The organism is Bacillus sp. PPSBB_11 (assembly GCF_038023285.1).
In the GTDB taxonomy this organism is placed as follows: Bacteria; Bacillota; Bacilli; order Bacillales; family Bacillaceae; genus Bacillus; species Bacillus altitudinis.
Genome location: NZ_CP150633.1, coordinates 2708269 through 2733160, shown reverse-complemented (window position 1 = coordinate 2733160; position 24892 = coordinate 2708269). Strand labels below are relative to the sequence as shown.

Here is a 24892-nt window from a genome sequence, read left to right as displayed (position 1 = left end):
TTAAAATGGGGCAAATGAGGGAACAGTGCACTTAGAACGTTTATGTTCGAAAAGAAGCAGGAAAGGTGATGTTATGACGTCAACGAGAGACAGTTATTTTGATAATGCAAAATTTCTTCTGATTTTTCTAGTTGTTTTTGGTCATTTGTTACGGTCATTCATACATGATAATGACTGGATACTCTACTTATATAAATTTATTTATACATTCCATATGCCCGCTTTTATATTGGTGTCTGGCTTCTTTGCCAAAGGTTTTAGAAAACCAGGTTTTATGAAAAAAGTCGCAGTTAAGCTGATCATCCCATATTTGATTTTTCAGGTCATCTATTCTGTGTATTATTATTTCTTACAGGATCAAAGCATCTCTAACTTAAATCCGATTGATCCGCAATGGTCTTTATGGTTTTTAATCAGTTTATTCTTTTGGAACTTACTACTCATTCCTTTTTCAAAACTGCCATTCCACTGGGCAATGATCGTCAGTTTATCGATGGCGTTACTTGTCGGTTACGTGGACAGCATTAGCGATACACTCAGCCTATCTCGTACGTTTGTCTTTTTGCCGATGTTTTTAGCTGGCTTTTATTTAAAAAAGCAGCACTTTGAATTTATCCGAACAAGCAAAGGGAAACTGACTGCACTTCTTGTACTGATGGCCGTGTTCATGTTTTGCTATTTTTATGAATTCGATTATTCCTTTTTATTTGGGTCACAATCGTACGCTTCTCTTGGAGATGAAGGACTCATTGCAGCGATGAAACGAATGGCATGGTATTTACTTGCATTTGCTGCTACCTTTAGTTTCTTTGCATTAGTCCCTACACGCCGGTTCTTCTTTACCAAATGGGGCACAAGAACATTATATGTCTATTTACTTCATGGCTTTGTGATTAAGCTTTTAAGAACGACTTGGTTTGATGATTGGGCTCTAAATACGGCAAGTGTATTGATTCTATTGCTGCTTACGGTCCTCTTAACCTTTACCCTATCTAGTACATTTGTTAAAACTGTTGCACAACCAGTCATCGAGCTCAAAATGACCAGCCTGATGCGAACCATTACTGGCAGACAAAACAGTTATATTAAATAGAAAAAACGATCTCTCAGGATCGTTTTTTTCTATTTATTTTTTGTTTTTCTGTTCAGTATGACATTCATCGTTTTTTTTAGGCTTCATTAAGGTATCAATCCATTTACTGCTGTTTATATCTCCCAGCTCGCTGCCAAATTCCTCTTGCAAGATATCGGGGTTCATCGGTTTTTTATGGTCTTTCATATCTTTACTTTTCACATGTTTTTTAGTCACGAGATGCTCCCCCTTGTTTACCTTGATGAGAATTTCGGTTCGCCTGGCGGTCTTCTGATTGCTCGTCAAATTGTGTTTGTCCTTGATCGTGTGCCATGCTTTCTGTAGGCGTCATATTATTCGTGAGTGCTTCATTTTTTGCTGTTTTTCTTTTCATTTGTCATCATTCCTTTTTAACATGTTTAGTTCTTCGCTCAATTGATCAAACAGCTCTTTCATTTGTTTGACTGTCACTGGTTTTTCCTCAGGCTTTAACTCATATCCAATTTGCCCATTCGCTTCTAGCGTTGCTTTTTTGAGACTGCTGATGTCTGTGATGCCCTGCTGCTTTAAGCGCATTTTGAATTGGTCCCTTGTCAGCCGCGTTTTTTTTAGCTTGTGATCAAGCATTTCTCCATCCTCTAAAATCACCACAGACTTCCCTGAAACCAATTTTTCAAAAAAATCAAATTGGATCGACAGCTTTTCCATAATCACAAGCGCCACAATAAAAATGGCGGCCGCATAAATGGTTTCAAGTAAATTATGCTCAATAAAGGGTTGGATAATAATCGATCCAATTGAAATCATGATGACTGTCTGTTGAACCGTTAATTGACTAATGGATTTAGGCCCTGCTATTCTCAGCAGCAAAGTACCAACGAGCAGCATTACAATTGCTTTCCATAACACATCCAGCACGTCTCTTTCACCTCTTACCTATAGATTGCGAACATCCTTTGTGATTTAGCCAGTTATATAATGGAAATAAAAAAACCAGCATTCAGTAGGAATGCTGGTCTGATTGTCGACAAAGAGTTAAAATGATCGTTATTTTAACTCTTTGTCTTCTTTTCAGCGTGATAGAAAACCTTTGCAGTCTAGGAAAGTCGAGCACCGGAGCAGAGCGAATTTGACATTCGTGAGCACCGGAGCACAGATTTGACAACGAATGCGAGGGTTTGTCTACACGCTGAAACCAGCATTCAGTAGGAATGCTGGTTAGCCGATGATCACACGCTCTTTCGGATAATGATAATTCGCTTCACTTTCCCGGCGGCCAATTAAATACAAGAAGCTTGGAATTCCAATCCGTCCTATAAACATGACGACCATAATAATACACTTACCAAATACGGACAAGTCAGACGTAATTCCGAGCGACAGTCCTGTTGTTCCGAATGCAGAACAAACTTCAAATAAAGTTTCAAGAAGTGTATGATGGTCTGATAAAGTTAACAGAAACGTAGCACCAAACACTAAAATAAAGGCCATCATCGTCACCATGAGGGATTTATTAATGTCCGCTTGATGAAGCTCTCTTTTAAAGATTTTAATGGACTTATTTCCTCTCGCAAAATGAAACAAAGCAAGTAAATTAAGGGCAAACGTGGTTGTCCGAATTCCGCCCCCTACCGAGCTTGGAGATGCCCCGATAAACATCAGCAAACATAAAAATAACAGTGTCGGCTCTGTCAATTGCGTAATATCTAATGTCGAAAGCCCGCCACTTCTAGTAGCTGTTGATTGAAACAAAGAATAAAACAAGATTTCATGCCAGCTCTTCCCTAGAAAAGTGAAGCGGGCTTCAAGTGCATAAATCCCAATTGCCCCAACGACAACAAGAAGGCCAAACGTGATCGTGGTAATTTTCGTAAACAATGAAAACGATGCATGTTTTCGGTCTTGATTGAATAAATAATCCTTTACTTCGACAAGTACCGGAAAGCCAATAGCGCCAAAAATGATGAGCAGCATCGTAATAAATTGGACGAAATAGTCATCTTTATAAGGAATTAACGAATTCCCAGTAATATCAAAGCCTCCATTGGTTGTGGCACTGATACTAGAGAAAAATCCGTGTAAAAAAGCGCCTTGCACATCGTAATACTTAAGAAAATACATACTTAAAATCAGACCGCCTACAAACTCAATCAGTAAGATTAAATATAAGACCTGCTTCATGAGTTTTACAATTCCTGATAAGTTGCTCTGGTTTTGGTCTGCCATAATTAATTTTCTTTCTTTAATGCCGATCCTTTTTCGCATAACCAGCCAGACGAATGTACCAAGTGTCATAATGCCGATACCACCGATTTGCAAAACAAATGCAAGGATCCACATCCCGGTCACACTAAATGTTTGTGACGTATCGACAACAGTCAAACCCGTGACACTGACAGCACTCACAGCTGTAAACAGCGCATCAATAAATGTCCATTTGACTCCTTCTTGGTGAGCCACTGGCAGACTGAGTAGTATGAACGACACGGTCACAGCAAGAAAATAATAAAGGGCAATCAGCTGAAAAGCCGACAGCCGGTCGATTAGTTTTTTCATTGGATTCATGGTTATTCCTTCTTTTATCTTTCTTTTCGAATACTATATCATTTTAATGAAAAGAGAGAAGATTTTAAAGGTATTTTGTGCTTTATTTACTTTTTCATCAAAAAGAAAAAGACATCCTTACGCAGAATGTCTTTTGATCTTTCTTATTTTGCTTCGAGTCTTCTAATTCTTTCGTTTAAATCAGGGTGTGTTGAGAAAAGAGAAGCTTTTCTTTTACCACTGATTTTCAGTGTAGCAACAGCTGTTTGATCATCATCTTTAATTCTTGATGTATACGCCTCTAGTGAACGGAGCGCATGAATCATTTTATCTTTTCCTGCAAGGTCCGCACCGCCGCGGTCTGCATGGAATTCGCGATGTCTAGAGTAAGCAAATACGACAAGGCTTCCTAAGATAGAGAAAATAATTTGGAAGACGATCACAGCGATAAAGTGAACAATCGGCACAAGCTCTTCACGTGGAACGAAACGGCTTGCGATCCATGCCGCAATTCTTGAAAGGAAGACAACAAACGTGTTGACGATTCCTTGAAGTAACGTCATTGTAACCATGTCACCGTTCGCTACGTGAGCGACTTCGTGAGCGATAACCCCTTCAACTGCTGCATCATCCATTTCATGAAGCAATCCAGTTGATACGGCAACAAGCGATCTTCTTTTAGAAGGACCTGTCGCAAATGCATTTACTTCAGATGATTGGTAAATACCGACCTCAGGCATTTTAGAAAGGCCTGCTGCTCTTGATAGTCTGTGAACGCGGTCAACAAGCTGCTGCTCATCATATGTTAATGAATCCTTTTCTGGATTTAACACACGCACACCCATCATCATTTTTGCCATCCAGCGAGACATCGCTAGTGACATAAACGAGCCTACAAAACCAACAACTGCACTGAATACAAGAAGATAAAGGATATTAAGTCTTCCGTCTGCTCCTATATAAGAACCAACACCAGTTGCTGCACTAATAACCGATAGGACAATACCAATCGTAGTGATAACAAGAATGTTCGTTAATATAAACAGAAATATTCTTTTACCCATACATAACCTCCGCTGTCATATTAAGTTCATTTGAACTTATTAATAAAATTATAAAAATAAACGTCTCAAATTGCAAGGAAAAAGGAATCGTTTTCTATGTTTATCATACTGGCTAAAACCTCGTCATTTCAATGATTACGCTACTTGCATCCGCAAACAAGTGAACAAATTGTGACGCACCGGTCCTATTTTAGTTTATTTTGCATTTTCATTAAAAAGAGATTATGATGTTGAATTAGATCAATAATCACGTTTTTGACGTACAAAATGAGGTGGAACATGGTGACTTTTAAATTAACGAGAATTGACATGACGAGACTTCTGTATTCTCTAAAAGGCGAGGGAGATCTGACTCCGCTTCAGCTTTTGAATTTATCTGTAAAAAGCGATAAGGAACATGAATATGATGAATTAAGAATCCCTTCGTTTTTTGAAAAACTCGAACGGCGGAAGCAAAAATCAGAGCACGGGCTTTCAACGAACGAAATCGTTGAGCTTGGCAACTTGTGTGAACTGACTTCTCTTAAATCGACAGCCATTCAAAACTGGATCAAGCGCGATATTAAAGATATGATCGGCCATCCAGAGCTTGGCAAGAAGTACTCCATTGATCAAGTCGTTATTTTATTAATTGTCCGGGATTTAAAATCAGTATTTGATTTTGATTCTATTCGTACGATCTTATCTGCCTTATTTAATACGATCACAGATCGAACGGATGATATTATCAGCCCCATCCGTTTTTATGAAGCATATGCGCACGTCCTTGATTTTATTTATCACCATACACATTTTCCATTAAAGGAAACAAATTTACGAGAAATGACAGAAGAGCAGACGGACAAACTCCACGAAGAGTTCACAGAATTGACGAAGCCGCAATGGCATTTGATTAAAGGCATTATCAGTTCTACCGTGTTCTCCGTTTTCACTTCTCACTTGCAAAGCACAGCGCAAGAAATGATGTTGAATACGCTTCAGCTGAAAAAGACTTAAAACTGAGCCCGAGGTGACCTTCATCACCTCGGCTTTTTTGTGCAGCAATTGCCAGCATAATTGCAGGCTGTTTTTTTCAAAATAAGAAGGCGCAACAAACATGAGGTGAAAGGAGGAATATGTGATGGCAAATCGAAATCAACTTCTTGTTCCTGGAGTAGAACAAGCTTTAGATCAATTTAAATACGAGATCGCTCAAGAATTTGGCGTGAATCTCGGTTCAGATACAGTCGCACGTTCAAACGGTTCTGTTGGCGGCGAGATGACAAAAAGACTCGTACAGCAGGCGCAATCTCAAATGGGCCATTCAACTAAATAAAGACATGGTGAAATACGCCGGATCTATTCTGGCGTTTTTTTACTGTTCATATGTAGGTTCATCCCGGTTTTCACGGTATGAGGGCGGTGTGTTTTTTCCTTTTTGTTTGACGTCATTTCTGTTACGTTCGCCGTACGGACGATTCTGAGCACTGTCGTTTTTTTTTACATGCTTTTCAGTATCACCACGTGATGTGCCGTTTGGATGTTTTTTTTCATTTGGATCAGTCGAGTGATTTTTTTTTTGCTCTTTGTCTTTTTCAAAAGAGCGATCCTTTTCTTCTTTTCCCTTTTTCTCTTTGTTGTCAAGATTAGGGCTTGTTTGGTGAGGCTTTTGAACAGCTCCTTGCTCTTCCCTCTCAACTTCCTTCTGCTCTTTGTCTTCGCCTTCAGGAGCTTCTTTATCAGGCTGCATCTCATCGCTATCGTCTGTCTTGATGTCTTCTTTTTTGTCTTCGTCTTTTTGATCTTCATCAGCATTTTTCGGCTCTTCTTCTTTGACAGCCTCGTCATCTGCTGGATCTTCATCTTCTTTTTTAACGTCCTCTTGTTCGTTGTCTTGCATTTCTTGATTTCTAATATAAGTTCCTGTTGAAATGCCTGCTTTTTGTGCCTTTTCTCTTGTTTCCAGGTCACCTTCCACAGTTTCCAGCTTATAATTGCGCTTTTGATATTCCCCCGAGATGGTGCTGATTTTACTTTTTACGTTTGTTTTGTATGTATGATCCTGCTTGTTTTCATAAACAGTTGAAATATAAATGCTTTTAGAGTGGTTCACGTATCCCTTTTTATCACAATCATCGATGATTTCCTGCACGACTTTGGTCATGTCGTTTTTTTCTAAATCTTTCATACTGGCCAGTACTTGCTTCGCATCTTTATTCAGCGGAGTGACACCGATCACTTGATAATTGTGATCGAGTTTCAGCTCAAAACTTGGGTTAATGTCAATCGTCATATATGCATATGCTTTTTGACTTGAGAAAGATGGCATCATAGTGAAGATCACGACAATAATTGCTGCAATTGATAGAATTCCTGCATTTAACGGACGTAAACGAAGCAGGTCAAAAAAACCGGCTCTTTTTCTTTCGAGACGTGATTCATTCGGAAACGTCACTTCTTGACCGATTTCATAGTCTTGCTGTTCATACTTTGTCCGCAGAAATTGTCCATCAGGGGTCAGCAGTGTGACATATTTTTTGTTTTTCTCTACTATAATGCCTCTTCTCATGAATTAAGCACCCCTTTAAGGTAATCTTTCAAATACACATAATCACCTGTCATAATGATCGCCATCGCAATAATATATTTTCTATTTCTCTCAATCGTTTTGCGGCTGACTTCCACTAGCTTTTCCAGCTGTTTGACTGGCAATTGTTTTTTCTGAAATAAAATGGTTCTCAGTTCATCGTGCTTCACGAGTGTATGGGCCACTTTAATGGCATTTTGTCTCGCATCCGCATGCTTTGGTGAATGCTCAAGCAGTTCTTGAAACGTAAGACCATATACTTTCAATCGTTCTTTAAAATGTTCAATCTCTTCTCTTCTATGTTCTTGTTCAATTAAACGCCTATATTCATTTGCAGAAAGCTCTGCTTCAATCATGCTTTGCGAGTACTCGCCATTCTCACTTTCTTGAAGGTCCATTTGAACCGTTGGCGCGTTTCTTGCTTCTTTTCGAATATAGTCGATTACTTTTCTTTTAATAATTAACTCCGCAAATGCAAGGAGTGAGTTGCCTTTTTCGGCAGAGTATTTTTCTATCGCTTCATTAAAGGCAATTAAGCCTACGCTAAATTCATCATCTTTTTCATCTATATATCGTTTACAAACGGATGAAACCGTCTTAGCGACAAATGGTTTGTATTGCTCTATTAATGCATTTTGCAGCTCGGTATCACCCTGTTGGATGTTGATTGCCGACTGCTCTAATGTTTGCTTTTTCTTTCCCTTTTTAAACAAAAGGCTAAGCAATGGTTTCACCTCAGTTCTCCCTATATTACTCATTTATGATAGCTAATTTATGAGGGAAGCGCAAAGGAAGAAATGAGGAATTCATTTCCTGTTACTCAATTGTGACATGTATTTCTCTATCTACTTTACAACGTTTCGTTTAAAAGCAAAGAAATAAGGGGGTATCCCCCCCTTTTTTGTAATATACGTGTTATGAAAATGAAATGATATTTCTTTCAAAAAACCTACTCTTCCAGCCGCATCTCTTGTTTTTCCTCGTTTTGCTGGCCGCCTTTTCTTGATGGACTTGATAAAAACCAACCAAATGCTGCAATTGCGAGAAGAACCGTCCAGAAAATGACTTTCCATAATGTTGAATGAATGAAATGAGAGGACACGATCCCAATGGCTGGATGAGAAAGTGTATAGAGCGTCAGCTTCACGCCAACCCATCCGACAATGACAAATGCTGCTGTTTCTAGGCTTGGTCTCGTTTTAAGCAGTTTCACAAATACAGTCGCCGCAAACCTCATGATCACTAGACCAATGATACCGCCCAATAGAATGACAATAAATTGACCGCCATCAAGCCCGCCAATTTGTGGAAGGTTTGTTGCTGGCAGAGTCACAGCTAATGCAACAGCTGCTAAAATAGAATCTACTGCAAATGCAATGTCAGCAAGCTCAACTTTCACGACGGTTGCCCAAAAGCCGCTTTGTTTCATGTTTGTGTCTGCTTCCTTTTTCTTAAATACGTGCGATTTTAAAATATGGTGAATCGAAATATATAGAAGATAAATTGCGCCAATGGCTTGAACTTGCCACACATCTACTAAAAACGAAATAAGAAAAAGAGAACCAAATCGCATGACAAATGCTCCCGCAAGTCCGTAAAACAATGCCTTTTTTCTTTGTTTTTCAGGAAGGTGTTTGACCATCACAGCCATAACCAGCGCATTATCAGCTGCTAAAATCCCTTCTAATCCAATCAATACGAGAAGAACCCACCCGTACTCTAAAATAATTGCTGCATCCATCATCATTCCTCCTTATTTTTTATCTATTGTCCCACAACAGACAAAGGCTTATGAATGCAAAAAAGACCTTTGCCTGTAATGGCAAAGGTCTTGCTAGACATGTGATATGTAAATAATCATGCCAACAAAGCCGATGGAATGAGGTTCCATGTAATGACGACTTTGTTTCCGGTAAAAACCGGACGCTACTCCCCTTTGGTGGGATTAAGAATATTTAGATTACTTATATCATAATCAACAGACCCCGGATTGTCAACAGGTGACTTTTTATCTCCACCCATTGATTAAGCCGTTGGTGTTTCTGTTTTTCTTTTTCTTCGTTTCAGCCACACGTAGAGAACAAACAATAAGAGCATACCAATTCCAATCGGCAATACATATGGTTCTAAAATGGTTCCAACCTCTTGCCAGTTCTCCCCAAGGACAAATCCTAGATACACATATACAAATGTAATTGGCGTAATCGCCAAAAACGTATACAGGCAAAAAACCCACACATTCATCTTCGCAATCCCACACGGAATGGAAATAAGGGTTCTGACCCCTGGAATAAACCGGCCGCTAAACGCAACAAATCCGCCATGCTTTTCAAAAAAGGCATCCGATTTATCAAGTGACTCAGGTTTCACAAAGAAATACTTCCCATATTTATTTAAAAAGGGTCTGCCTCCGTAACGCCCTAACCAGTACAAGGTCAAGGGGCCTGCCACACCGCCAATAGAACCGGCAGCCACAACACCGATGAAGGCCATGTCCCCTTTTGAAACCCAGTAACCTGCAAGAGGCAACACCACTTCAGCAGGAACAAATTCAATGCATAATGCAAGAAAGATGCCGAAGTACGACAAATTCTTAAAGGCATCAGCTAATGAAATAATAAAATCTTCGATGTTTATCAATCCCTTTCACACATAATCAGTTTGACAGGCTATGCTTGCAAATCGTACCGTGCCACCTATTAAACGAATAAAAAACCAAAAATGATTCACTTTTCTTCGTTTTTTTACATTAAATTTGATTTTACTATAAAAAATGTTCAAAAAAAATGCTGAATGCCCTTTTTAAGTAAAGGAAAAGTGAACACAGGCGCCACTTGATCCGATATATTAAGTATATGTCTGTTTTTAGATACAGGAGGTTTTCTTACATGACACATTTAACAGGAAGCTACAACGGATGGCTTGTCTTTCTGTCAGTCGCTGTCGCCGCTGTCGCCTCCTACTCAGCTCTTCAATTAGCCAGCCGGGTGATCCAGTCGAGCGGCGCAAAGAAAAGAGTATGGTTGATCATTGGTGCGATGATCATGGGGATGGGAATATGGTCAATGCATTTTATTGGCATGATGGCGTTTCATCTACGCTCTGGTATCACATATGAAACACCCTTACTCATTTTATCGATTTTGACCTCTTTTATCGGTTCTTTCATTGCTTTTTCAATATGTATTCAGCAGCAACTTTCCACAAGACGACTTTTGATTAGTTCGATCACGATGGGCTCAGCTATTTGCAGCATGCACTATCTCGGATTGGAATCAATGGCGAATGTCACCATCAGCTATGACCCTGTTCTCTTTTTTCTTTCGTTTTTTATTGGTGCGCTCGCTTCATTCTTTTCATTACACCTTTTTTTCCGGCTCCATCGCTCTGAGAAAAGGCGGGAGGATCAGCTGTTAAAAATAGCGGGTGCACTGATGATGGGCGGTGCTATTGCGGGCATGCATTACACTGGCATGGCGTCTTCGACGATGTTTTTTCATTCAGATGGTCAGGTCGCTGCGGGTGGTTCTCTTGAAATGTCACCATTCAGCCTGTCGATTTTCATCGGCCTGATGACACTTATCGTCCAATCACTCATGATTTTCGGCGCCTATATTGATCACCGGATTATGTCACAATCAGATCAGCTAAAAGAAAATGAACAGCGGTTCCAATCACTGATCAAACATAATATAGATGGTATTATCGTGTTATCTGTTGATCGAAAAGTGATATCTGCGAATGACCCAGGCAAACACATTTTGAAAATGTGCAATTCCTGGATTGGTGATGATGTGAGTCAATACGTCATGCCGACTGAGATGTGGGAAGACTTTATTTATCAATCAAAAAAAGCAATTACGCGTGAAGCAGAACTGAAAGCAGCAGATCGTTTTTATTATTATCATGTTACATACATACCCGTACACGTCAACCATACACTTGACAGCATTTATCTCGTTTTAAAGGATTTAACCCAGCAGAAGATTGCTGAAAAAGAAATTCATGTGATGGCACATTATGATGCACTAACTGAACTTCCGAACCGTCGTCACGGAATTAATCATTTAAATGATGTTTTATCCGCTCAAGAAGAGACAAAAACGTCAACGGCAGTTCTTTTTCTTGATTTAAATCGGTTTAAAATTATTAATGATGCCCTTGGTCATAACATAGGCGATCTGCTGTTGAAAGCCGCCGCAAACAGACTAACCAAATGTTTGCCTGACAATGGCTTTATTGCAAGAATTGGCGGGGATGAATTTTTAATGATCTTTCCTCACATGGAGCATAACACACATAAAATTGAACAGCTTTTGAAAAACATCATTCGCCAATTTGAACGTCCTTTTTTCATTCAAAACCATCAGCTCATTACATCCATTAGTATTGGAATCGCCATCTCTCCGCAAAACGGAAAGAATGGTATGGAATTGATGAGAAAAGCAGATATGGCCATGTATTTATCAAAGAAACATAAACAAAGCCGCTATGAATTCTTTACTGAATCTATGGAGAGATTGAGTGAGGACAGACTCAATCGCGAACTGGAGCTACGAGATGCCATTCAAAGAAAGCAGTTTGTGCTTCATTATCAGCCGCAAATCAGCGCCAAAACAAGACAGATGACAGGTGTTGAAGCCCTTTTAAGAATGAAAGCACCAGACGGTTCTCTAAAATCACCCGAGGCTTTCATTGAACTTGCTGAAGAATCCGGCCTGATCATCGATATTGGAAGGTGGGTCATTGACACGGCATGTCAGCAGGCAAAATTGTGGTATGACAAGCAATTGAAAATTCCTGTAGCGGTCAATTTATCTGCTAAGCAGTTTAACTCTGAAGACTTAATTGATTTGATTAAACTAACGCTAAAAAAATACGACCTTCAACCATCACTTCTTGAGCTTGAAGTGACAGAAAGCATGACAATGGACAACATCAAGCAGTCAAAACAGGTACTGACATCTCTAAAACAACTTGGCGTCCGTATTAGTATTGATGATTTTGGTACAGGCCACAGCTCTTTAAGCTATTTGAAGGATTTGCCGATTCACCGCCTGAAAATTGATAAATCATTTATCGAGGATATTTTGAGCGATTCAAAGTCTGAGCAAATCACAGGGGCTATTATTGCAATGGGGCACCAGCTATCTCTAGAAGTCATTGCTGAAGGTGTTGAAACTTTTGCACAAGCGCAACTTTTATCTGCGCAGGGCTGTGACGATCTACAAGGCTTTTATTATGCCAAGCCACTTCCAGCTAGTGATATTGAAAAATTTATCGCCTATCCTGCTCATCAGCTGGATACATAAAAAAGGTGCCAACCATGGCACCTTTCAGCGTGTAGACAAACCCTCGCATTCTTTGTCAGTCCTGCGTGCTGGTGCTCACGAATGACAAATTCGCTCCGCGCCAGTACTCGTCCTTCCTCGGACTGCAAAGGTTTTCTATCACGCTGGGCTGAAAAGAAGACAAAGGGCTAAAATCAAGTTCATTTTAGCCCTTTGTCAACAATCTAAAAGGTGCCAACCATGGCACCTTTTCGTTTTATCTAAATAACAAATGCTGACTGTGAATACCTGCTTTTTTCAGCAGACTAATTAATTGCTCCTGTTCTTCACGCGAAAGACCAGAAAACGCCCGCGCAATTCGAAGAGAATGGATTGGATAAATTTTATCCAGATAACTGCGCCCTTTATCCGTTAAATGGGCATAAACTGACCGTTTATCCTTTGGGTCCTGTTCTCTTTCAATGAAACCATTTCGTTCTAACTTGTCAATTACGTACGTCACATTCCCGCTGACAAGCAGGAGTCTTGAGCCAATTTGCTGAAGTTTTTGAGCACCTCTCGTATACAGTAATTCGAGAACGGCAAATTCAGTTGGATTGAATCCATGCTCCTTGCTGTCTCTAATACTGTGTTCGGAAACGCTTTTAAATGCCCTTGCAAAAACTTTGTAAAGCGTCATTGAACGTTCTACTTCTTCTTCATTAAACGATAGTCTCATCACATATCTACCTCTTATAATATTTTTTTAACTTCAAGGCTTTCTTGCGGTGCAGTTGGAGCCTTTCGTAAAAAATAGAAGTACGTTTTTGAAAACCCTTTCAACCACATAAGTGACTCCATTCGTGTTATGTATAAGATTTCGATATAAACTTTTAAAATCCTTCTTATTTTTCACAATCATCTCGAAAAAAAGCTTTTCCAGCAAACCATCAAGTTACGACAAATTTTAACATAATCTGTAAAGGCTCTATATTTCCTTACATTTGATTCGTCAAATTTCTACAAAATTCAATATTGCTATAATATTAAACACGCAAAAAAAGAACCCTTCATGTGACAGTGCACATGATAAGGGATGTTAAAGATAGCGATCGGTTTTGTTGAAAAAGAAATGATACTCTTTTTTTAAGTCACTAATTGTCATGTTCTTGGTCATATCAGGGCTATACACCCCAAGTGAGCAAAGCTGCTTCGTATAATAATGTCTTTCTTTCGCTAAAGCTTCTTTTAATATACGCCGCACGACATCTCCCCTCCTATCAATGGATATGGATCGGGTGCTTATGAGGACTTTTTATACAAATCATTTTGTACGGCTCTAAGAAGAGCATGTGCATTCTGACCCGCAGCCTGCATAAACTGCTCCAGCAGTTCATCCCTCTTCACATCTAATGCGATGATTTCTTTTGCCATACGGATGATCTGTGTTTTCTCCATCAAGTGCGCCTCCTCCTCATTTTTTCTTTTTATTATCATATGTTCACGTGACATGATTTGCACGTTATATGTTAATTTTCCTTCCATTGTTTTTCACTTTTTTCATTTTTGTGTTATATTATCTAACAAACGTTAGGTTTTTTTACTGACTTTTCGATATAATATGAAGAAAAGACTTGCAGGGGTGAGGATATGACGCAGGAAGATGTATCTTATAAAGATAAAAAAGTCATTTCAATCGGGATTGTCAGTGAATTAACAGGGCTTTCCGTCAGGCAAATCCGATATTATGAGGAACGGAAACTCATCTACCCCCAGCGCTCAACAAGAGGCACACGGAAATACTCTTTTTCTGATGTAGAACGTTTAATGGATATCGCCAATAAACGGGAAGATGGTGTGCAGACAGCGGAAATTTTAAAAGACATGAAGAAAAAAGAACAGGCATTAAAAAGCGGACAATATAAGAAAAAAATGCTGGAAGGTCAAATTAATGCACACTTCCGGTACAAAAATCGATGAACTAAATAAAAATCGCTTACTTGGCAAAATAGACTTAGCATCTGATCGACCTGAATATGAAACGATGAAAGCACGAACTTACCCAAAGACCGATTCTTGCAGAAGAGTCTATTTCAGACAACGAAAACCAATGAATCATTGAAACAGCAAAACGAGGCAGCAATTGCAGCCTCGTTATTAGCTAAAACAACCATTCAACTATTTATCACCTAAGATACTTGATCTTTAACGATTTAGTTTTTCAAATTTGTTCAGTAATCGAAACAGTTCGTTCATTGAGCACATTCCCCGTGTTTAGCGTCGTTTTGGGTTCAATTAAGAGCAAGTGAACTTCTTCTTCAGCAATTGGCTGATGTTCAACTCCTTTTGGAATCACAAGAAATTCTCCTTCATGAAGCGTTATTTCCCTATCCCTAAAACGGATGACTAGATTGCCTTTCCACACAAAGAACATTTCATCCTCATCATCATGGTGATGCCAAATGAATTCACCCTTAATTTTCACCATTTTCATGTATGAGTCGTTCAACTCTCCACTTATTCTAGGATTCCAATAATCATTTATTTGCGAAAATTTTTCTTCGATATTTACCTTTGAAATCAATCGATTCCCCTCCTTATTAAATGGAAACGTCTGTTTTAATTGCCACAGCTAAAAAATTCTCATTTTCTCCTCTCGATCAAATAAAAGGGACGCAATGAGCATCAACCTCTTCCATCATTCAGTTTACATACTTCATTGGATCACGTAAAATCAAAAAATAGCATATAGATCATCACAATTTGTGATGCAAAAAAGGAGAGTTAGTTTGGATATTAAATCTTTGGAAGTATTTAAAGCCGTTGCCATTGAACAAAGCATCACAAAAGCTGCTCAAAAATTAAATTATGTGCAGTCCAATGTCACCGCAAGAATCCAACGTCTTGAACAAGAGTTAGGTGTACCTCTTCTCTATCGATATCATAAGAAAATATCTTTAACGCCTGCAGGACGTGAACTGCTGCCCTATGTAAATAAATTACTATACGATTACGAAGAAGCGATAGAAGCAGTAAAGCTTTCCTCTACTCCGCGGGGATCTTTACACATTGGATCTATAGAGTCCACCGCATCTACAAGATTGCCCAGCATTTTCACAGAATATCACAAAAAATTTCCACAAGTAGAATTGAGCTTGTATATGGCACCTACAGTCGATCAAGTTAGCGCTATCCTCAACTACAAAGTAGACGGCGCCTTGGTAGATGGGCCAATTCTTCATCCAGAAATCATCGAGTATCCTGTATTGGAAGAATCCCTCGTTCTCATTACAAGCTACTCCACGGAGCAATTCCAGGTAGAATCTATTTTACATGAGCCGTTGCTCTCGTCATTCGCCCATTGTATTTATTTAGGACGATGGCAAAAGTGGCTAGAGAACAACGGCTATCCTCCTATGAAGGTCATGGAATATGGTACGTTAGAGGGCGTCCTTAAATGTGTTGAAAGCGGACTGGGAGTGACCGTATTACCAAAATCTATGGTTGAATCTCGGGGACAAGGCAAATTTACTTGTCATCCATTACCAGAACCACATCGAATCGTGCCCACTGTGTTGATCAGGCGACGTGATTCGTACATGACCAGTGCCCTGTCACAATTTATGGAGTTAATGGGCATCACGAATAAGTGATCTGAGACAGATCATTGTTTCATAAATAAGATCATGTGTGATAAAAAAAGAGGATAGATAGAGCGACATTCTTTCAGCTCTTCTATCCTTCTTATGCCTGACTGATCATAAAGCATATGAACGATTCTTTTTATTTAGATGAAGCGTCAGTTCCTTCAACAACCCCTACAAAGTCAATTCGTACGCCGCCTTTTTCAGGATCTTCTTTCACCCGAAAGGCAAGCGCCTTTTTTTCTCCAGTGTTTGCATCTTTATAATTTGCATGAAAGACGTGGATGCTGGCTTCTTCCATTTGAAAATCTTCATAAGAAAGCGTCTCAATTCCCCATTCCTTTTTCGATTTAAGAATGTCATTTGGGCTTGGGACTGCGCCTTCGACATAGACATTGTCCATTTTTCGTTTATTTCCTTCAGTTATCGCTTCAAGCATATGCTCTGATGCCACCAGTCTTCTGTCTTTCCCCTCGTCTTCTCTTGAACATGCACTTAGCAAAACAATGCACATGAAAATGAATAAAAACTTCTTCATTTTTCTCTCCCACCTTCTCCTTAAAATGTAAAGGATGGAAGCGCTATATGCAATCTTTATTCAAAAAAGACTGTAAAACGTTACATTTTACAGTCTTTTGACTACATCAGTGTATGAAGAAATGCTGTTGCAATTCCAAAATAGATGAGTAAGGATAAAATATCATTCAATGTTGTGATCAGTGGTCCAGATGCAATGGCTGGGTCCACATTTAATCTGTGTAAAATAATCGGCACGACCGTACCTGCCATTGTCCCAATAATCAGTGTTGCAAGAAGCGAGGAACCAACAACAAAACCTAAAATCATATTGCCCTGCCATACCATGGCAACGACCGTAATAATGATTGAACAAACAATCCCAATATAAATACTTGTTCTCAGCTCTCTGAAAATCAAGCGCATAATGGTTTTTTTCGTTAATTCTTCTTTTGACAATCCTCTAATGACAACCGCTAGAGACTGTGTCCCTGTATTCCCTGTCATACCTGCAATCATCGGCATGAAGAACGCTAAAGCAACGACTTGTTGCAAAGTATCTTCAAAATAATTCAAGATACTGCCTGAAATCAGCCCAATGAATAAGAGCAAAATAAGCCACGGAAGACGTCGGTATGCCGCCACAAATGCCGGTGTGTCGAACGTGATATCTTTACCAGAGGCAGCAAACTTTTCATAGTCTTCTCCTGCCTCTTGAATCACAACATCAATGATATCATCGACTGTCACAATTCCGACTAGGACATTGTTCTCTTCTACAACAGGGATGGCAAGGAAATCATATCGTTCAATGAGCTTTGCGATTTCTTCCTGGTCTTGAAAGGCACCAACGGCAATGACTCTTGTAAACATAAGATCCTGCACTTTTTCATCTGGCTCACCTAAAATAAGATCCCTGTATGAGAGTACCCCTACAAGCTGTTTTTGATCATTTATGACATATAAGTAGTTGATCGATTCGGCAATTTCAGCAAAGCTTTTCAGCTTCACCACGGCATCCTGAACCGTATAATGCTGCGGAATCCAAACGTACCGATTGGTCATGATCCGACCTGCTGTCTCAGCAGGATAATTCATGAGAAGCTGGACGGCCTTGGATTCCTCTGCTTCCATGTTAGATAAAAGCTGATCCTTCAGCTCATCCTCCATCTCATCAAACAAGTTGGCTAGATCATCGTTATCCATTTTGTTTGTGACGAAGGTGGCTTTGTCTTTCCCTACTTTTTCAAGAACAATCTCTTGATATTCCCGCTCCAGTTCACCCATCATTTCCGTCACGTCATCGACTGTTAAAAAGCTGAGAAAGCGGCCGCGGTGTTTTTCTGGAAGCTCCTTGAATAAGTAGGCCATATCATAAGGCTGAAGTTCTTCCATAATGTTTTTAAATTCTTTACGTTTTCCATCTCTTAGTAAAATAATGATGCGTAAAATGAGTTCATCGTACGTAATGTTCTGTATCATCGCTGTTACCTCCCCAAAATCAGGAGATACCCGAATCCCTTAGATTGTGCGGGGGTCAGGATCTCCTCTATCTGATGCGTCAATCTGATCTTTTGACATACTCTCTATGTGTCTCGAATCGGGATGATCCATCCCCACACCTCCTTTTCTCATAAAAAAGCACCTTCAACCGAATGAAGGCGCTTTGTAAGCATGACAAATAAACACTTGCTCCTTCAATCGTAGAGCTTTAGCACTGTATGGCATAGGATTAATCCAGCTGCATTAAAAATCACCTTATGTCGATGATTCCTGTTGACCCATTGGCGTCTTTGGACATTTTTGGGCAGCAGCGTATCTCCATACAGGAGCCTCACCTAACGAAGTCTCATATTGTTGACACACTGAGATTACAGAAAAAGCGCAATGATGTCAATAAGCAAGATGCCAAGTTTCCTGATGTATTCGCTTTCTTTTCAAAAAAAGAGCGATCGACAAGTTGACCATCGCCCTTTCATGTCTTTTATTCTTCTTCCGGCTGATTCATATCCTCTTGGGAGAGGAGATGAAAGGAATCATGCAAAAACAAAGCATATCCTTCTCCATCAGGATGGGGAACATATTCCGCACGATCCATCGTCTGTTCTTCTTCTTTTTTCTTCATCATATTCTCTCGCCTCCTTTCAAGTAGTTTGTCCCAATGAAAAAACCTTACACATAAAAGTGTAAGGTTCAGCATGTGCGTGCTGGTGCTCACGAATGTCAAATTCGCTCCGCGCCAGTACTCGTCCTTCCTAGGGCTGCAAAGGTTTTCTATCACGCTCAAAGGTTCATTTATGGCTTAATCGTCCCATTCTTGCTTGAGGATTTTGCCTGTTTTAGCGGAAATCTCAAAATCAACTTCTTCGCCGCTTGGTGTCGTAATTTCAATTTCATACAAGTACACACCATTTTCTTTATCTAATTCTGAATCTGTGACTGTTCCTTTTACTTTTGCAAGGGCAATTTGTTCAGCCTGTTTTTTGGTGATTTTTACATTTTGTTTCTTTTCTTTGACTGGATCATTGAGCGCTTTGCCTGTTTTGGCATCGACATATACTTTATATTCAAAGCCGCCTTTTTTAATCTCGACCTCATATACCCATTTTCCTTTTTTACGCTCAAGATCTACATCATCTACATAGCCTTTCACAACTTTTAATGCTGCTTTTTCAGCCTGTTTCTTTGAGACAAATGAAGATTTCTTTTGTACCACTTGTTCGGCATTTGCCGTTTGATTTGTATTTTGCGCTTGAAGGGTGAAACCACCTGCGACAAGTGCTCCTGTGAATGCTGTAGCTACTAGTACTTTTTTTATCATGTTTCATTCCTCCTCTGTTTGATTTCTCCTTTATCTTAAAAAAACAAGATGATAAAGGAAGGAAAGGAACATGAGAAAATCATGAGAAAATGATTAGTTTTCGTACGTAATGCCTTCAATATCTCCTGTATAAGCATTCACTAACACCTCTGCCTCTCTTCCATCCGGCAAATCGAGCTCTACCTCAAACACGAGCATTCCACTAAAAGTTTCAAGATCTGCATCATCCACTGTGCCGCCTACTTCTTTTACGGCAATCTGAATGGCTTCTTCTACCGTTATTTTTGTCAGCTTCTTTTCTTTAGAGGTTGGCTTTTTCTTTTCTGCTTCAATCACCTTGAACGTGTCTTTCTCAACATCCACTTGATACAGTTCTTTTTTTGATTGAATCGTAAAGATAAAGCGATCCGATTTTTCTTTCTTTTGAATCACGGTACCCTTCACTTTTTTCACTGCCACTTCTTCTGCTTGGAGTTCGGCATTTTTCTCAATTGGTTTTTGATAGCTCTTTAACTGTTTCATCTCTTTCATTTGACCGCTTGAGGAAGATGCAATGATTTGATAGATGCCATTTGAATTTTCAAGCGTCAATGTATAGTCCTGTTTATGGTTGATCAAATCAATATTTGTGATGTTTCCATTGTAGTCTTTTGCGATGATTTTTTTAATGTCTGCTTCGCTTAATATTTTTTTGTCAATGGTTTGAATCATGAGCATTGCAAAAGCCACAAGAATGAAAAGACATCCTGCGAGCGTAAGCAGCATTTTCAGTTTTCTAGACATGCAGCGCCTCCTTCCTATTTCCTATTTTATAAGGAGGAAATGAGAAATTGATGAGAAAAGACCTACTTATTTCTGAAAAAGAATGGTCATCACGGTTCCTTCACCGATACGGCTGTCTACCTTTAGCTCAGCCCCATGCTCTTCAGCAATTTGCTTCGCAATTGACAGGCCAAGTCCAGTACCACCCGTCTCACTGTTTCTCGCTTCATCCACACGGAAAAAGCGGTCAAAGATTTTCGGCAGATCCTCTTCTTTTATGCCAATTCCTTTGTCAACAACCGAAATAAACGGTTTCTCTCCTGCTCGTCCGCAGTTCACATCAACTGGCTCTGCACTATATTTAACCGCATTATCAATCAAGATGGTCAAAAGCTGTTTGATCTTCTCTTCGTCCCCTTCAGCAATAACAGGCTGATCTGTTTGTACATGAGTAAGGATGGTTCGATTGGTTGCCACTTCAAGTGTATGGCCAACTTGGCTGCACAAATGACCAAGATCAACCGGCTTCATGTCCAAGTAAAGCGGCTGGCCATTTTTCGCCAGTGTGAGTAGTTGATCTGTCAGCCTTTTCATTTTTTTTGCCTCATCATGAATGGCTTGAGAGGATTCTTCTACGACCTCTGGCCGACTTTGCCCCCAGCGTTTTAGTAAATTGCTGTAGCTCATGATGACGGTAATGGGTGTTTTCAATTCATGAGAAGCATCGTGCAAAAATTGCTGCTCTTTCTCATAATGTTTCTCAAGAATTTCGGCCATTTCATTAAAGGTTTGACCCATTTGATACAGTTCATCCTTTGAATCGCCTGTTAATTCAATTCGTTTAAATGCCTTTTCTCTCATACTTGCTTTCATCGTATTGGTCATTCGACTAATTGGGCGGACAATTTGTTTCGTTAAAATGTGGCCTGCAAAATAAGAAAGCACAATAAACAAAACGCCAGCAGCAATTAAAATCATTTTTAATAACGCCAAGTTCTCTTCTGTATTTTCAATTTCTTCATAAACTTGCAGCGACACAATGTCCCCATTTGTCCAAATGACAGGGATAGCCGCGAACGCAATCATATGCTTATTGTATTCTTGAATTTCTGCTGTCTGACCAGATTCGTATGTAAAAGGAAGTGAGCTAAACGTAGATTCCTTCGTGACGGTCAGCTTTGATTCACCTTTCTCTGTGACGACACGGATCATACCATTTTGAGGCAGATACGCTTTCAGAAGCTCTGAAGATGGAAGGCCCTCTTCTTCTGACTTCTTTAGTGCAATCGCAATATTTTCAGCTACTTCCGACAGTCTGGACATATCTTTTTGCGTCAAGGTCATCGAAAAAATAAAATAAATCGCTGTATGAAACAGCAGCACCATTAAAAACAAGGACAACGATGTATAAAGCTGGATCTTATTTTTTAATCTCATGCTTTATCCTTTCATCACATAACCCACACCTCTCACTGTGTGAATCAATTGTTTTTCAAACGGGTAATCGATTTTTTTCCTTAAATAGCGAATATAGACATCAACCACGTTCGTGTCACCAAAATAGTCAAAACCCCAAACAGCTGTTAAAAGCTGATCTCTTGTGAGCACTTGCTGTTGATGTTTCAATAAATGAACAAGCAGGTCATATTCTCTCGGTGTCAGCTCAAGCGTCTGACCGCCTCTTTGAATTTCTCTTGTTTTCTCATTCACCGTTAAATCTGCAATACTTAGCTCAATTTCCTTTTCCTCTTGCGCATTGTGATTGAACCTCAGCTGTGCACGAATTCGCGCTAATAATTCTTCTATGTCAAAGGGTTTTGTAATATAATCGTTTGCCCCAAGATCAAGACCGCTGACCTTATCGGGAACACTTCCTCTTGCGGTAATCAAAATGATCGGTGTTGCCGTATTTGTCTTTCGAACCCTTCTAAGCACTTCAAGTCCGCTTAATTCTGGAAGCATGACATCTAGAAGCACTAAATCAAAACTCTCCTCCTCGAGCGCCTGGAGCCCTTTCATCCCTGTATCTTGGACTGTGACCTCATATCCTTCATATTCAAGTTCTAATGACAGCACTCTTGCAATTTTCTTTTCATCTTCGACCACGAGTATCTTCCCTTTGTTCATCTCTATCTCTCCTATCTAAAAGGCAAGCTTGTCTTTCCATTATTATATGTTGCCTTTCTCCATTGGAACAGTCACAATCTTCATATCTTATTTTTCATGAATGAGGAATTGTTATGTAATATGGTTGATTTTTATTTTCAGCTGATCCTTTCACATTACACAAATCAACAAAAAAAGCCTCTTTTCTGAGGCTGGTTAGGCTGGTCCCTTACTTCTTTTTAGGTTGACTGACAAAAAGCTCATCTACAGTCGTATTCAAAACAGAGGCGATGTCAAAGGCTAATTGTAAAGTAGGGTCGTACTTATCGTTTTCAATGGCATTGATGGTTTGTCTCGAGACCTTACACCGTTTAGCAAGTTCTTCTTGGGATAATTTAATGGATTTCCTTAGTTCTCTTATATGATTTTGCAATTTAATCACCATATTTTTTTCTGTATATGAGTAATGTAACTAAATATATGACCGAAATCACAGTTAGGAACATGATGGGAGAAATCCCAAACCCCTTATCAGAATTGTTCCCCTGGGTCGTTAAAAATATAGACTTTGCGACTTCTAATAAAAGCATACCGATGACCACCATAAATGCATACGATTGAGCTTTTGAGTAGATAAATCTCTTTCTTTCATCACCCTTTTGAATCATAGGCGCGATAAAGATAAACAATCCGACCACTAATAAGATGACTGAATACACGACTTTTACAACATCCAACGGTTAGTCCCCTCCCAATCAAAATGTCAAATACTTTTTACATTTCAATCATATCATCCACTTAAAAAATGTCAAATACTTTTTACATTCTAAATTCTTTCGATCATTATAATGGAAAAACAATCATCCGCACATGGCATGTACCTTTTTCTTTTCTGTCATCATCTATCTTTTTATATGATTGCTTTTTCGCTCTGCCTTTTTTAGTTCTTTTCACCCATTTTCATCTATACAGGTGCAAGCTCACTATGCAGCATTTCCTTCTTTTTCATATGATACTAAGAGTTTTCCTCAAAAGGTGACTTCTTTCGGCAAGATATGAGGAGAACTGCACAATGAATAATTATTTGATTATTTGAAAAATTATTACAATTGACCCTTTCCGATCAAACATTTGTTTTATACAATAACATTACGCAACCTGAATCTACTTTGAAAACAAAATAAGGAGGGCTTTCTTATGAAAGGTGAAATTCGCTTAATTCCGTATGAAGTAAAAGCCAATGTGATGGAAGCGAAAGAGACGCCGGAAAGTATTCAGGAGATTAAAGCACCCGAACTTTGGTCAAGTGGCTTCAAAGGAAAAGGCATAACCATTGCTGTCCTTGATACAGGTTGCGACACGGAGCATCCCGATTTAAAAGATCAGATTATCGGAGGAAAAAACTTTACCGATGATGACAATGGAGATGCTGAGAATGTAAAAGACTACAACGGGCATGGTACCCATGTATCAGGAACGATTGCAGCAACGGATCAAAATGGCGGCATTTTAGGTGTTGCACCTGAAGCCAAGCTGTTGATCGTAAAAGTTCTTGGAGGGAAAAATGGCAGCGGGAAATACGAATGGATTATCAATGGCATTAACTATGCGGTTGAGCAGAAGGTTGATATCATTTCCATGTCTCTCGGTGGGCCAAGCAATGAACCAGCACTGCAAAAGGCCATCCAACATGCGGTAAGCAGCGGTGTGCTTGTTGTCTGCGCAGCAGGAAATGAAGGTGACGGAGACGAGCGTACTGAAGAGTTCTCCTACCCAGCTGCATACAATGAGGTCATTGCCGTCGGCTCTGTCTCTCTTGCAAGAGAATCCTCTGAATTCTCCAATGCGAATAAAGAAATCGACCTCGTCGCTCCAGGTGAAGACATTTTATCCACTCTCCCTAACCATAAATACGGAAGACTAACAGGCACTTCCATGGCTGCCCCTCATGTGAGCGGTGCACTCGCCATTATTAAAAATGCCGAAGAAGAAGCGTTCCAGCGTAAGCTGACAGAACCTGAGGTATATGCTCAGCTCGTACGGAGAACCCTTCCGCTAAAACAATCGAAAACCCTTGTAGGAAACGGGTTTTTATATTTAACTGCACCAGATGTGCTTCTTGAGAAAACATTGGAAGCAGAACTTTTGTCTCTATAGGTACATGTTAGGTCCTGAGAAAAGATAGAATTTTCTCAGGATTTTTTTAATTAAAATTATTCAAAATTTACTTTGACGAAATGAAGTGAACGTTATATAATCGAACACAATAAATTCATAGTTTGAGAGTCGGTAATTCGATCACACGTCGAATTTTAATTGGGAAGACCGGTGAAAATCCGGCGCGGTCCCGCCACTGTAAGTGAGGAGAGCTTTTCGTTAATAATCCACTGTCATGAGGATGGGAAGGATGAAAAGCTTGCAGATTCGCGAGCCAGGATACCAGCCGCTCTATCACATCAAACCCCCTACGGTTGATAGGAGATGTCGGAAAAGCGTTCGTCATTGATACTTACGCCTTCTTTCGCAC

Annotated in this window: 29 protein-coding genes and 3 riboswitches; of the genes, 7 read left to right on the top strand and 22 right to left on the bottom strand. The window is 39.6% G+C overall.

Translation table 11 applies throughout. From position 1 onward, the window contains the following. Window positions 1-73 precede the first annotated feature (73 nt). On the top strand, window positions 74-1093 hold the full coding sequence (locus V7L95_RS13340) for an acyltransferase family protein (protein WP_007498757.1): 1020 nt from the start codon (window positions 74-76) through the stop codon (window positions 1091-1093). A gap of 33 nt (window positions 1094-1126) precedes the next feature. Here the strand turns inward: V7L95_RS13340 and V7L95_RS13335 are convergent, their stop codons facing one another. From V7L95_RS13335 to htpX, 5 genes are all read right to left on the bottom strand, one after another. Continuing rightward, window positions 1127-1309 (bottom strand): hypothetical protein, encoded by a 183-nt coding sequence (locus V7L95_RS13335; protein WP_017359457.1) that lies wholly within the window; start codon window positions 1307-1309, stop codon window positions 1127-1129. After that, window positions 1302-1466: a hypothetical protein gene (locus V7L95_RS13330; protein WP_008346124.1), complete on the bottom strand. Its 165-nt coding sequence runs from the start codon at window positions 1464-1466 to the stop codon at window positions 1302-1304. The genes V7L95_RS13335 and V7L95_RS13330 overlap by 8 nt, the downstream gene beginning before the upstream one ends. Continuing rightward, window positions 1463-1990, bottom strand: coding sequence for a YetF domain-containing protein (locus tag V7L95_RS13325; RefSeq protein WP_017359458.1), 528 nt, complete (start codon window positions 1988-1990; stop codon window positions 1463-1465). The genes V7L95_RS13330 and V7L95_RS13325 overlap by 4 nt, the downstream gene beginning before the upstream one ends. A gap of 300 nt (window positions 1991-2290) precedes the next feature. Continuing rightward, window positions 2291-3637: a TrkH family potassium uptake protein gene (locus V7L95_RS13320; RefSeq protein WP_007498761.1), complete on the bottom strand. Its 1347-nt coding sequence runs from the start codon at window positions 3635-3637 to the stop codon at window positions 2291-2293. 143 nt (window positions 3638-3780) lie between these two features. Next, window positions 3781-4680 carry a protease HtpX gene (htpX, locus tag V7L95_RS13315; RefSeq protein WP_007498762.1) on the bottom strand — a complete coding sequence of 300 codons (900 nt, stop codon included), beginning with the start codon at window positions 4678-4680 and terminating at the stop codon, window positions 3781-3783. Window positions 4681-4959: 279 nt separating this feature from the next. Here htpX and V7L95_RS13310 point away from each other — a divergent pair, with 279 nt between their 5' ends. Both V7L95_RS13310 and V7L95_RS13305 read left to right on the top strand, forming a co-directional pair. Beyond that, window positions 4960-5676 (top strand): DUF1836 domain-containing protein, encoded by a 717-nt coding sequence (locus tag V7L95_RS13310; protein ID WP_035700520.1) that lies wholly within the window; start codon window positions 4960-4962, stop codon window positions 5674-5676. 124 nt (window positions 5677-5800) lie between these two features. Continuing rightward, entirely contained in the window at window positions 5801-5995 is a 195-nt protein-coding gene (locus V7L95_RS13305; protein ID WP_008346135.1) for an alpha/beta-type small acid-soluble spore protein, read from the top strand. Between the two features lie 39 nt (window positions 5996-6034). Here the strand turns inward: V7L95_RS13305 and V7L95_RS13300 are convergent, their stop codons facing one another. The 4 genes from V7L95_RS13300 to V7L95_RS13285 form a co-directional block, all read right to left on the bottom strand. Beyond that, on the bottom strand, window positions 6035-7228 hold the full coding sequence (locus V7L95_RS13300; protein ID WP_113766974.1) for an anti-sigma factor domain-containing protein: 1194 nt from the start codon (window positions 7226-7228) through the stop codon (window positions 6035-6037). Next, window positions 7225-7980, bottom strand: a complete 756-nt coding sequence (gene sigI, locus V7L95_RS13295; protein ID WP_008346139.1) for an RNA polymerase sigma factor SigI — start codon at window positions 7978-7980, stop codon at window positions 7225-7227. Before sigI ends, V7L95_RS13300 begins: the two co-directional genes overlap by 4 nt. 215 nt (window positions 7981-8195) lie before the next feature. Next, a complete protein-coding gene (locus tag V7L95_RS13290; protein ID WP_046527615.1) occupies window positions 8196-8987 on the bottom strand; it encodes a TerC family protein in 792 nt (263 codons plus the stop codon). 96 nt (window positions 8988-9083) lie between these two features. Continuing rightward, window positions 9084-9193, bottom strand: a riboswitch (yybP-ykoY riboswitch). A gap of 78 nt (window positions 9194-9271) precedes the next feature. After that, window positions 9272-9886, bottom strand: a complete 615-nt coding sequence (locus V7L95_RS13285) for a DedA family protein (RefSeq protein ID WP_007498772.1) — start codon at window positions 9884-9886, stop codon at window positions 9272-9274. 248 nt (window positions 9887-10134) lie between these two features. On the opposite strand from V7L95_RS13285, the gene V7L95_RS13280 reads away from it, so the two are divergent. Continuing rightward, window positions 10135-12558: an EAL domain-containing protein gene (locus V7L95_RS13280; protein WP_017367109.1), complete on the top strand. Its 2424-nt coding sequence runs from the start codon at window positions 10135-10137 to the stop codon at window positions 12556-12558. A gap of 235 nt (window positions 12559-12793) precedes the next feature. Here V7L95_RS13280 and V7L95_RS13275 read toward each other — a convergent pair whose 3' ends face one another. The 3 genes from V7L95_RS13275 to V7L95_RS13265 form a co-directional block, all read right to left on the bottom strand. Continuing rightward, a complete protein-coding gene (locus tag V7L95_RS13275) occupies window positions 12794-13258 on the bottom strand; it encodes a MarR family transcriptional regulator (protein ID WP_088004396.1) in 465 nt (154 codons plus the stop codon). A gap of 357 nt (window positions 13259-13615) precedes the next feature. Continuing rightward, entirely contained in the window at window positions 13616-13780 is a 165-nt protein-coding gene (locus tag V7L95_RS13270; protein ID WP_008346148.1) for a hypothetical protein, read from the bottom strand. Between the two features lie 38 nt (window positions 13781-13818). Next, on the bottom strand, window positions 13819-13974 hold the full coding sequence (locus V7L95_RS13265) for a hypothetical protein (RefSeq protein ID WP_008346151.1): 156 nt from the start codon (window positions 13972-13974) through the stop codon (window positions 13819-13821). Between the two features lie 192 nt (window positions 13975-14166). On the opposite strand from V7L95_RS13265, the gene V7L95_RS13260 reads away from it, so the two are divergent. Continuing rightward, entirely contained in the window at window positions 14167-14496 is a 330-nt protein-coding gene (locus V7L95_RS13260; protein ID WP_007498778.1) for a MerR family transcriptional regulator, read from the top strand. 241 nt (window positions 14497-14737) lie between these two features. On the opposite strand, the gene V7L95_RS13255 is transcribed toward V7L95_RS13260, so the two are convergent. Further along, on the bottom strand, window positions 14738-15100 hold the full coding sequence (locus tag V7L95_RS13255; RefSeq protein WP_340966782.1) for a cupin domain-containing protein: 363 nt from the start codon (window positions 15098-15100) through the stop codon (window positions 14738-14740). A 205-nt stretch (window positions 15101-15305) separates the two neighbouring features. On the opposite strand from V7L95_RS13255, the gene V7L95_RS13250 reads away from it, so the two are divergent. After that, window positions 15306-16169, top strand: coding sequence for a LysR family transcriptional regulator (locus tag V7L95_RS13250; protein WP_019743439.1), 864 nt, complete (start codon window positions 15306-15308; stop codon window positions 16167-16169). Between the two features lie 130 nt (window positions 16170-16299). On the opposite strand, the gene V7L95_RS13245 is transcribed toward V7L95_RS13250, so the two are convergent. The 9 genes from V7L95_RS13245 to V7L95_RS13205 form a co-directional block, all read right to left on the bottom strand. After that, entirely contained in the window at window positions 16300-16698 is a 399-nt protein-coding gene (locus V7L95_RS13245) for a hypothetical protein (protein ID WP_017367106.1), read from the bottom strand. Window positions 16699-16799: 101 nt separating this feature from the next. Further along, a complete protein-coding gene (mgtE, locus tag V7L95_RS13240; RefSeq protein WP_007498785.1) occupies window positions 16800-18158 on the bottom strand; it encodes a magnesium transporter in 1359 nt (452 codons plus the stop codon). A gap of 207 nt (window positions 18159-18365) precedes the next feature. Then, window positions 18366-18529: riboswitch (M-box (ykoK) riboswitch) on the bottom strand. Between the two features lie 131 nt (window positions 18530-18660). Continuing rightward, window positions 18661-18804: a hypothetical protein gene (locus V7L95_RS13235; RefSeq protein WP_008346168.1), complete on the bottom strand. Its 144-nt coding sequence runs from the start codon at window positions 18802-18804 to the stop codon at window positions 18661-18663. Window positions 18805-18978: 174 nt separating this feature from the next. Next, on the bottom strand, window positions 18979-19497 hold the full coding sequence (locus V7L95_RS13230) for a PepSY domain-containing protein (RefSeq protein WP_008346169.1): 519 nt from the start codon (window positions 19495-19497) through the stop codon (window positions 18979-18981). A 93-nt stretch (window positions 19498-19590) separates the two neighbouring features. Then, the gene (locus V7L95_RS13225) at window positions 19591-20280 is read right to left on the bottom strand and encodes a PepSY domain-containing protein (protein ID WP_340966776.1); all 690 of its coding nucleotides are present in this window, start codon (window positions 20278-20280) and stop codon (window positions 19591-19593) included. A 66-nt stretch (window positions 20281-20346) separates the two neighbouring features. Then, window positions 20347-21696: an ATP-binding protein gene (locus V7L95_RS13220; RefSeq protein WP_008346174.1), complete on the bottom strand. Its 1350-nt coding sequence runs from the start codon at window positions 21694-21696 to the stop codon at window positions 20347-20349. Between the two features lie 3 nt (window positions 21697-21699). After that, window positions 21700-22386 carry a response regulator transcription factor gene (locus V7L95_RS13215; protein ID WP_008346176.1) on the bottom strand — a complete coding sequence of 229 codons (687 nt, stop codon included), beginning with the start codon at window positions 22384-22386 and terminating at the stop codon, window positions 21700-21702. Window positions 22387-22594: 208 nt separating this feature from the next. Next, the gene (locus tag V7L95_RS13210) at window positions 22595-22810 is read right to left on the bottom strand and encodes a helix-turn-helix transcriptional regulator (RefSeq protein ID WP_169476040.1); all 216 of its coding nucleotides are present in this window, start codon (window positions 22808-22810) and stop codon (window positions 22595-22597) included. Next, window positions 22800-23102, bottom strand: coding sequence for a hypothetical protein (locus tag V7L95_RS13205; RefSeq protein WP_008346180.1), 303 nt, complete (start codon window positions 23100-23102; stop codon window positions 22800-22802). Before V7L95_RS13205 ends, V7L95_RS13210 begins: the two co-directional genes overlap by 11 nt. A gap of 460 nt (window positions 23103-23562) precedes the next feature. Here V7L95_RS13205 and V7L95_RS13200 point away from each other — a divergent pair, with 460 nt between their 5' ends. Beyond that, entirely contained in the window at window positions 23563-24522 is a 960-nt protein-coding gene (locus tag V7L95_RS13200) for a S8 family peptidase (protein WP_050827199.1), read from the top strand. 113 nt (window positions 24523-24635) lie between these two features. After that, a riboswitch (cobalamin riboswitch) is annotated at window positions 24636-24828 on the top strand. Window positions 24829-24892: the final 64 nt, after the last annotated feature.

What these genes read in the sequence shown, in the direction of transcription:
- V7L95_RS13340 (WP_007498757.1), top strand. Translation starts at nt 74, where the DNA reads ATGACGTCAACGAGAGACAGTTATTTTGATAATGCAAAATTTCTTCTG.
- V7L95_RS13330 (WP_008346124.1), bottom strand. Translation starts at nt 1,466, where the DNA reads ATGAAAAGAAAAACAGCAAAAAATGAAGCACTCACGAATAATATGACG.
- V7L95_RS13320 (WP_007498761.1), bottom strand. Translation starts at nt 3,637, where the DNA reads ATGAATCCAATGAAAAAACTAATCGACCGGCTGTCGGCTTTTCAGCTG.
- htpX (WP_007498762.1), bottom strand. Translation starts at nt 4,680, where the DNA reads ATGGGTAAAAGAATATTTCTGTTTATATTAACGAACATTCTTGTTATC.
- V7L95_RS13310 (WP_035700520.1), top strand. Translation starts at nt 4,960, where the DNA reads ATGGTGACTTTTAAATTAACGAGAATTGACATGACGAGACTTCTGTAT.
- V7L95_RS13305 (WP_008346135.1), top strand. Translation starts at nt 5,801, where the DNA reads ATGGCAAATCGAAATCAACTTCTTGTTCCTGGAGTAGAACAAGCTTTA.
- V7L95_RS13300 (WP_113766974.1), bottom strand. Translation starts at nt 7,228, where the DNA reads ATGAGAAGAGGCATTATAGTAGAGAAAAACAAAAAATATGTCACACTG.
- V7L95_RS13290 (WP_046527615.1), bottom strand. Translation starts at nt 8,987, where the DNA reads ATGGATGCAGCAATTATTTTAGAGTACGGGTGGGTTCTTCTCGTATTG.
- V7L95_RS13280 (WP_017367109.1), top strand. Translation starts at nt 10,135, where the DNA reads ATGACACATTTAACAGGAAGCTACAACGGATGGCTTGTCTTTCTGTCA.
- V7L95_RS13265 (WP_008346151.1), bottom strand. Translation starts at nt 13,974, where the DNA reads ATGGAGAAAACACAGATCATCCGTATGGCAAAAGAAATCATCGCATTA.
- V7L95_RS13260 (WP_007498778.1), top strand. Translation starts at nt 14,167, where the DNA reads ATGACGCAGGAAGATGTATCTTATAAAGATAAAAAAGTCATTTCAATC.
- V7L95_RS13245 (WP_017367106.1), bottom strand. Translation starts at nt 16,698, where the DNA reads ATGAAGAAGTTTTTATTCATTTTCATGTGCATTGTTTTGCTAAGTGCA.
- mgtE (WP_007498785.1), bottom strand. Translation starts at nt 18,158, where the DNA reads ATGATACAGAACATTACGTACGATGAACTCATTTTACGCATCATTATT.
- V7L95_RS13235 (WP_008346168.1), bottom strand. Translation starts at nt 18,804, where the DNA reads ATGATGAAGAAAAAAGAAGAAGAACAGACGATGGATCGTGCGGAATAT.
- V7L95_RS13230 (WP_008346169.1), bottom strand. Translation starts at nt 19,497, where the DNA reads ATGATAAAAAAAGTACTAGTAGCTACAGCATTCACAGGAGCACTTGTC.
- V7L95_RS13225 (WP_340966776.1), bottom strand. Translation starts at nt 20,280, where the DNA reads ATGTCTAGAAAACTGAAAATGCTGCTTACGCTCGCAGGATGTCTTTTC.
- V7L95_RS13220 (WP_008346174.1), bottom strand. Translation starts at nt 21,696, where the DNA reads ATGAGATTAAAAAATAAGATCCAGCTTTATACATCGTTGTCCTTGTTT.
- V7L95_RS13215 (WP_008346176.1), bottom strand. Translation starts at nt 22,386, where the DNA reads ATGAACAAAGGGAAGATACTCGTGGTCGAAGATGAAAAGAAAATTGCA.
- V7L95_RS13210 (WP_169476040.1), bottom strand. Translation starts at nt 22,810, where the DNA reads ATGGTGATTAAATTGCAAAATCATATAAGAGAACTAAGGAAATCCATT.
- V7L95_RS13200 (WP_050827199.1), top strand. Translation starts at nt 23,563, where the DNA reads ATGAAAGGTGAAATTCGCTTAATTCCGTATGAAGTAAAAGCCAATGTG.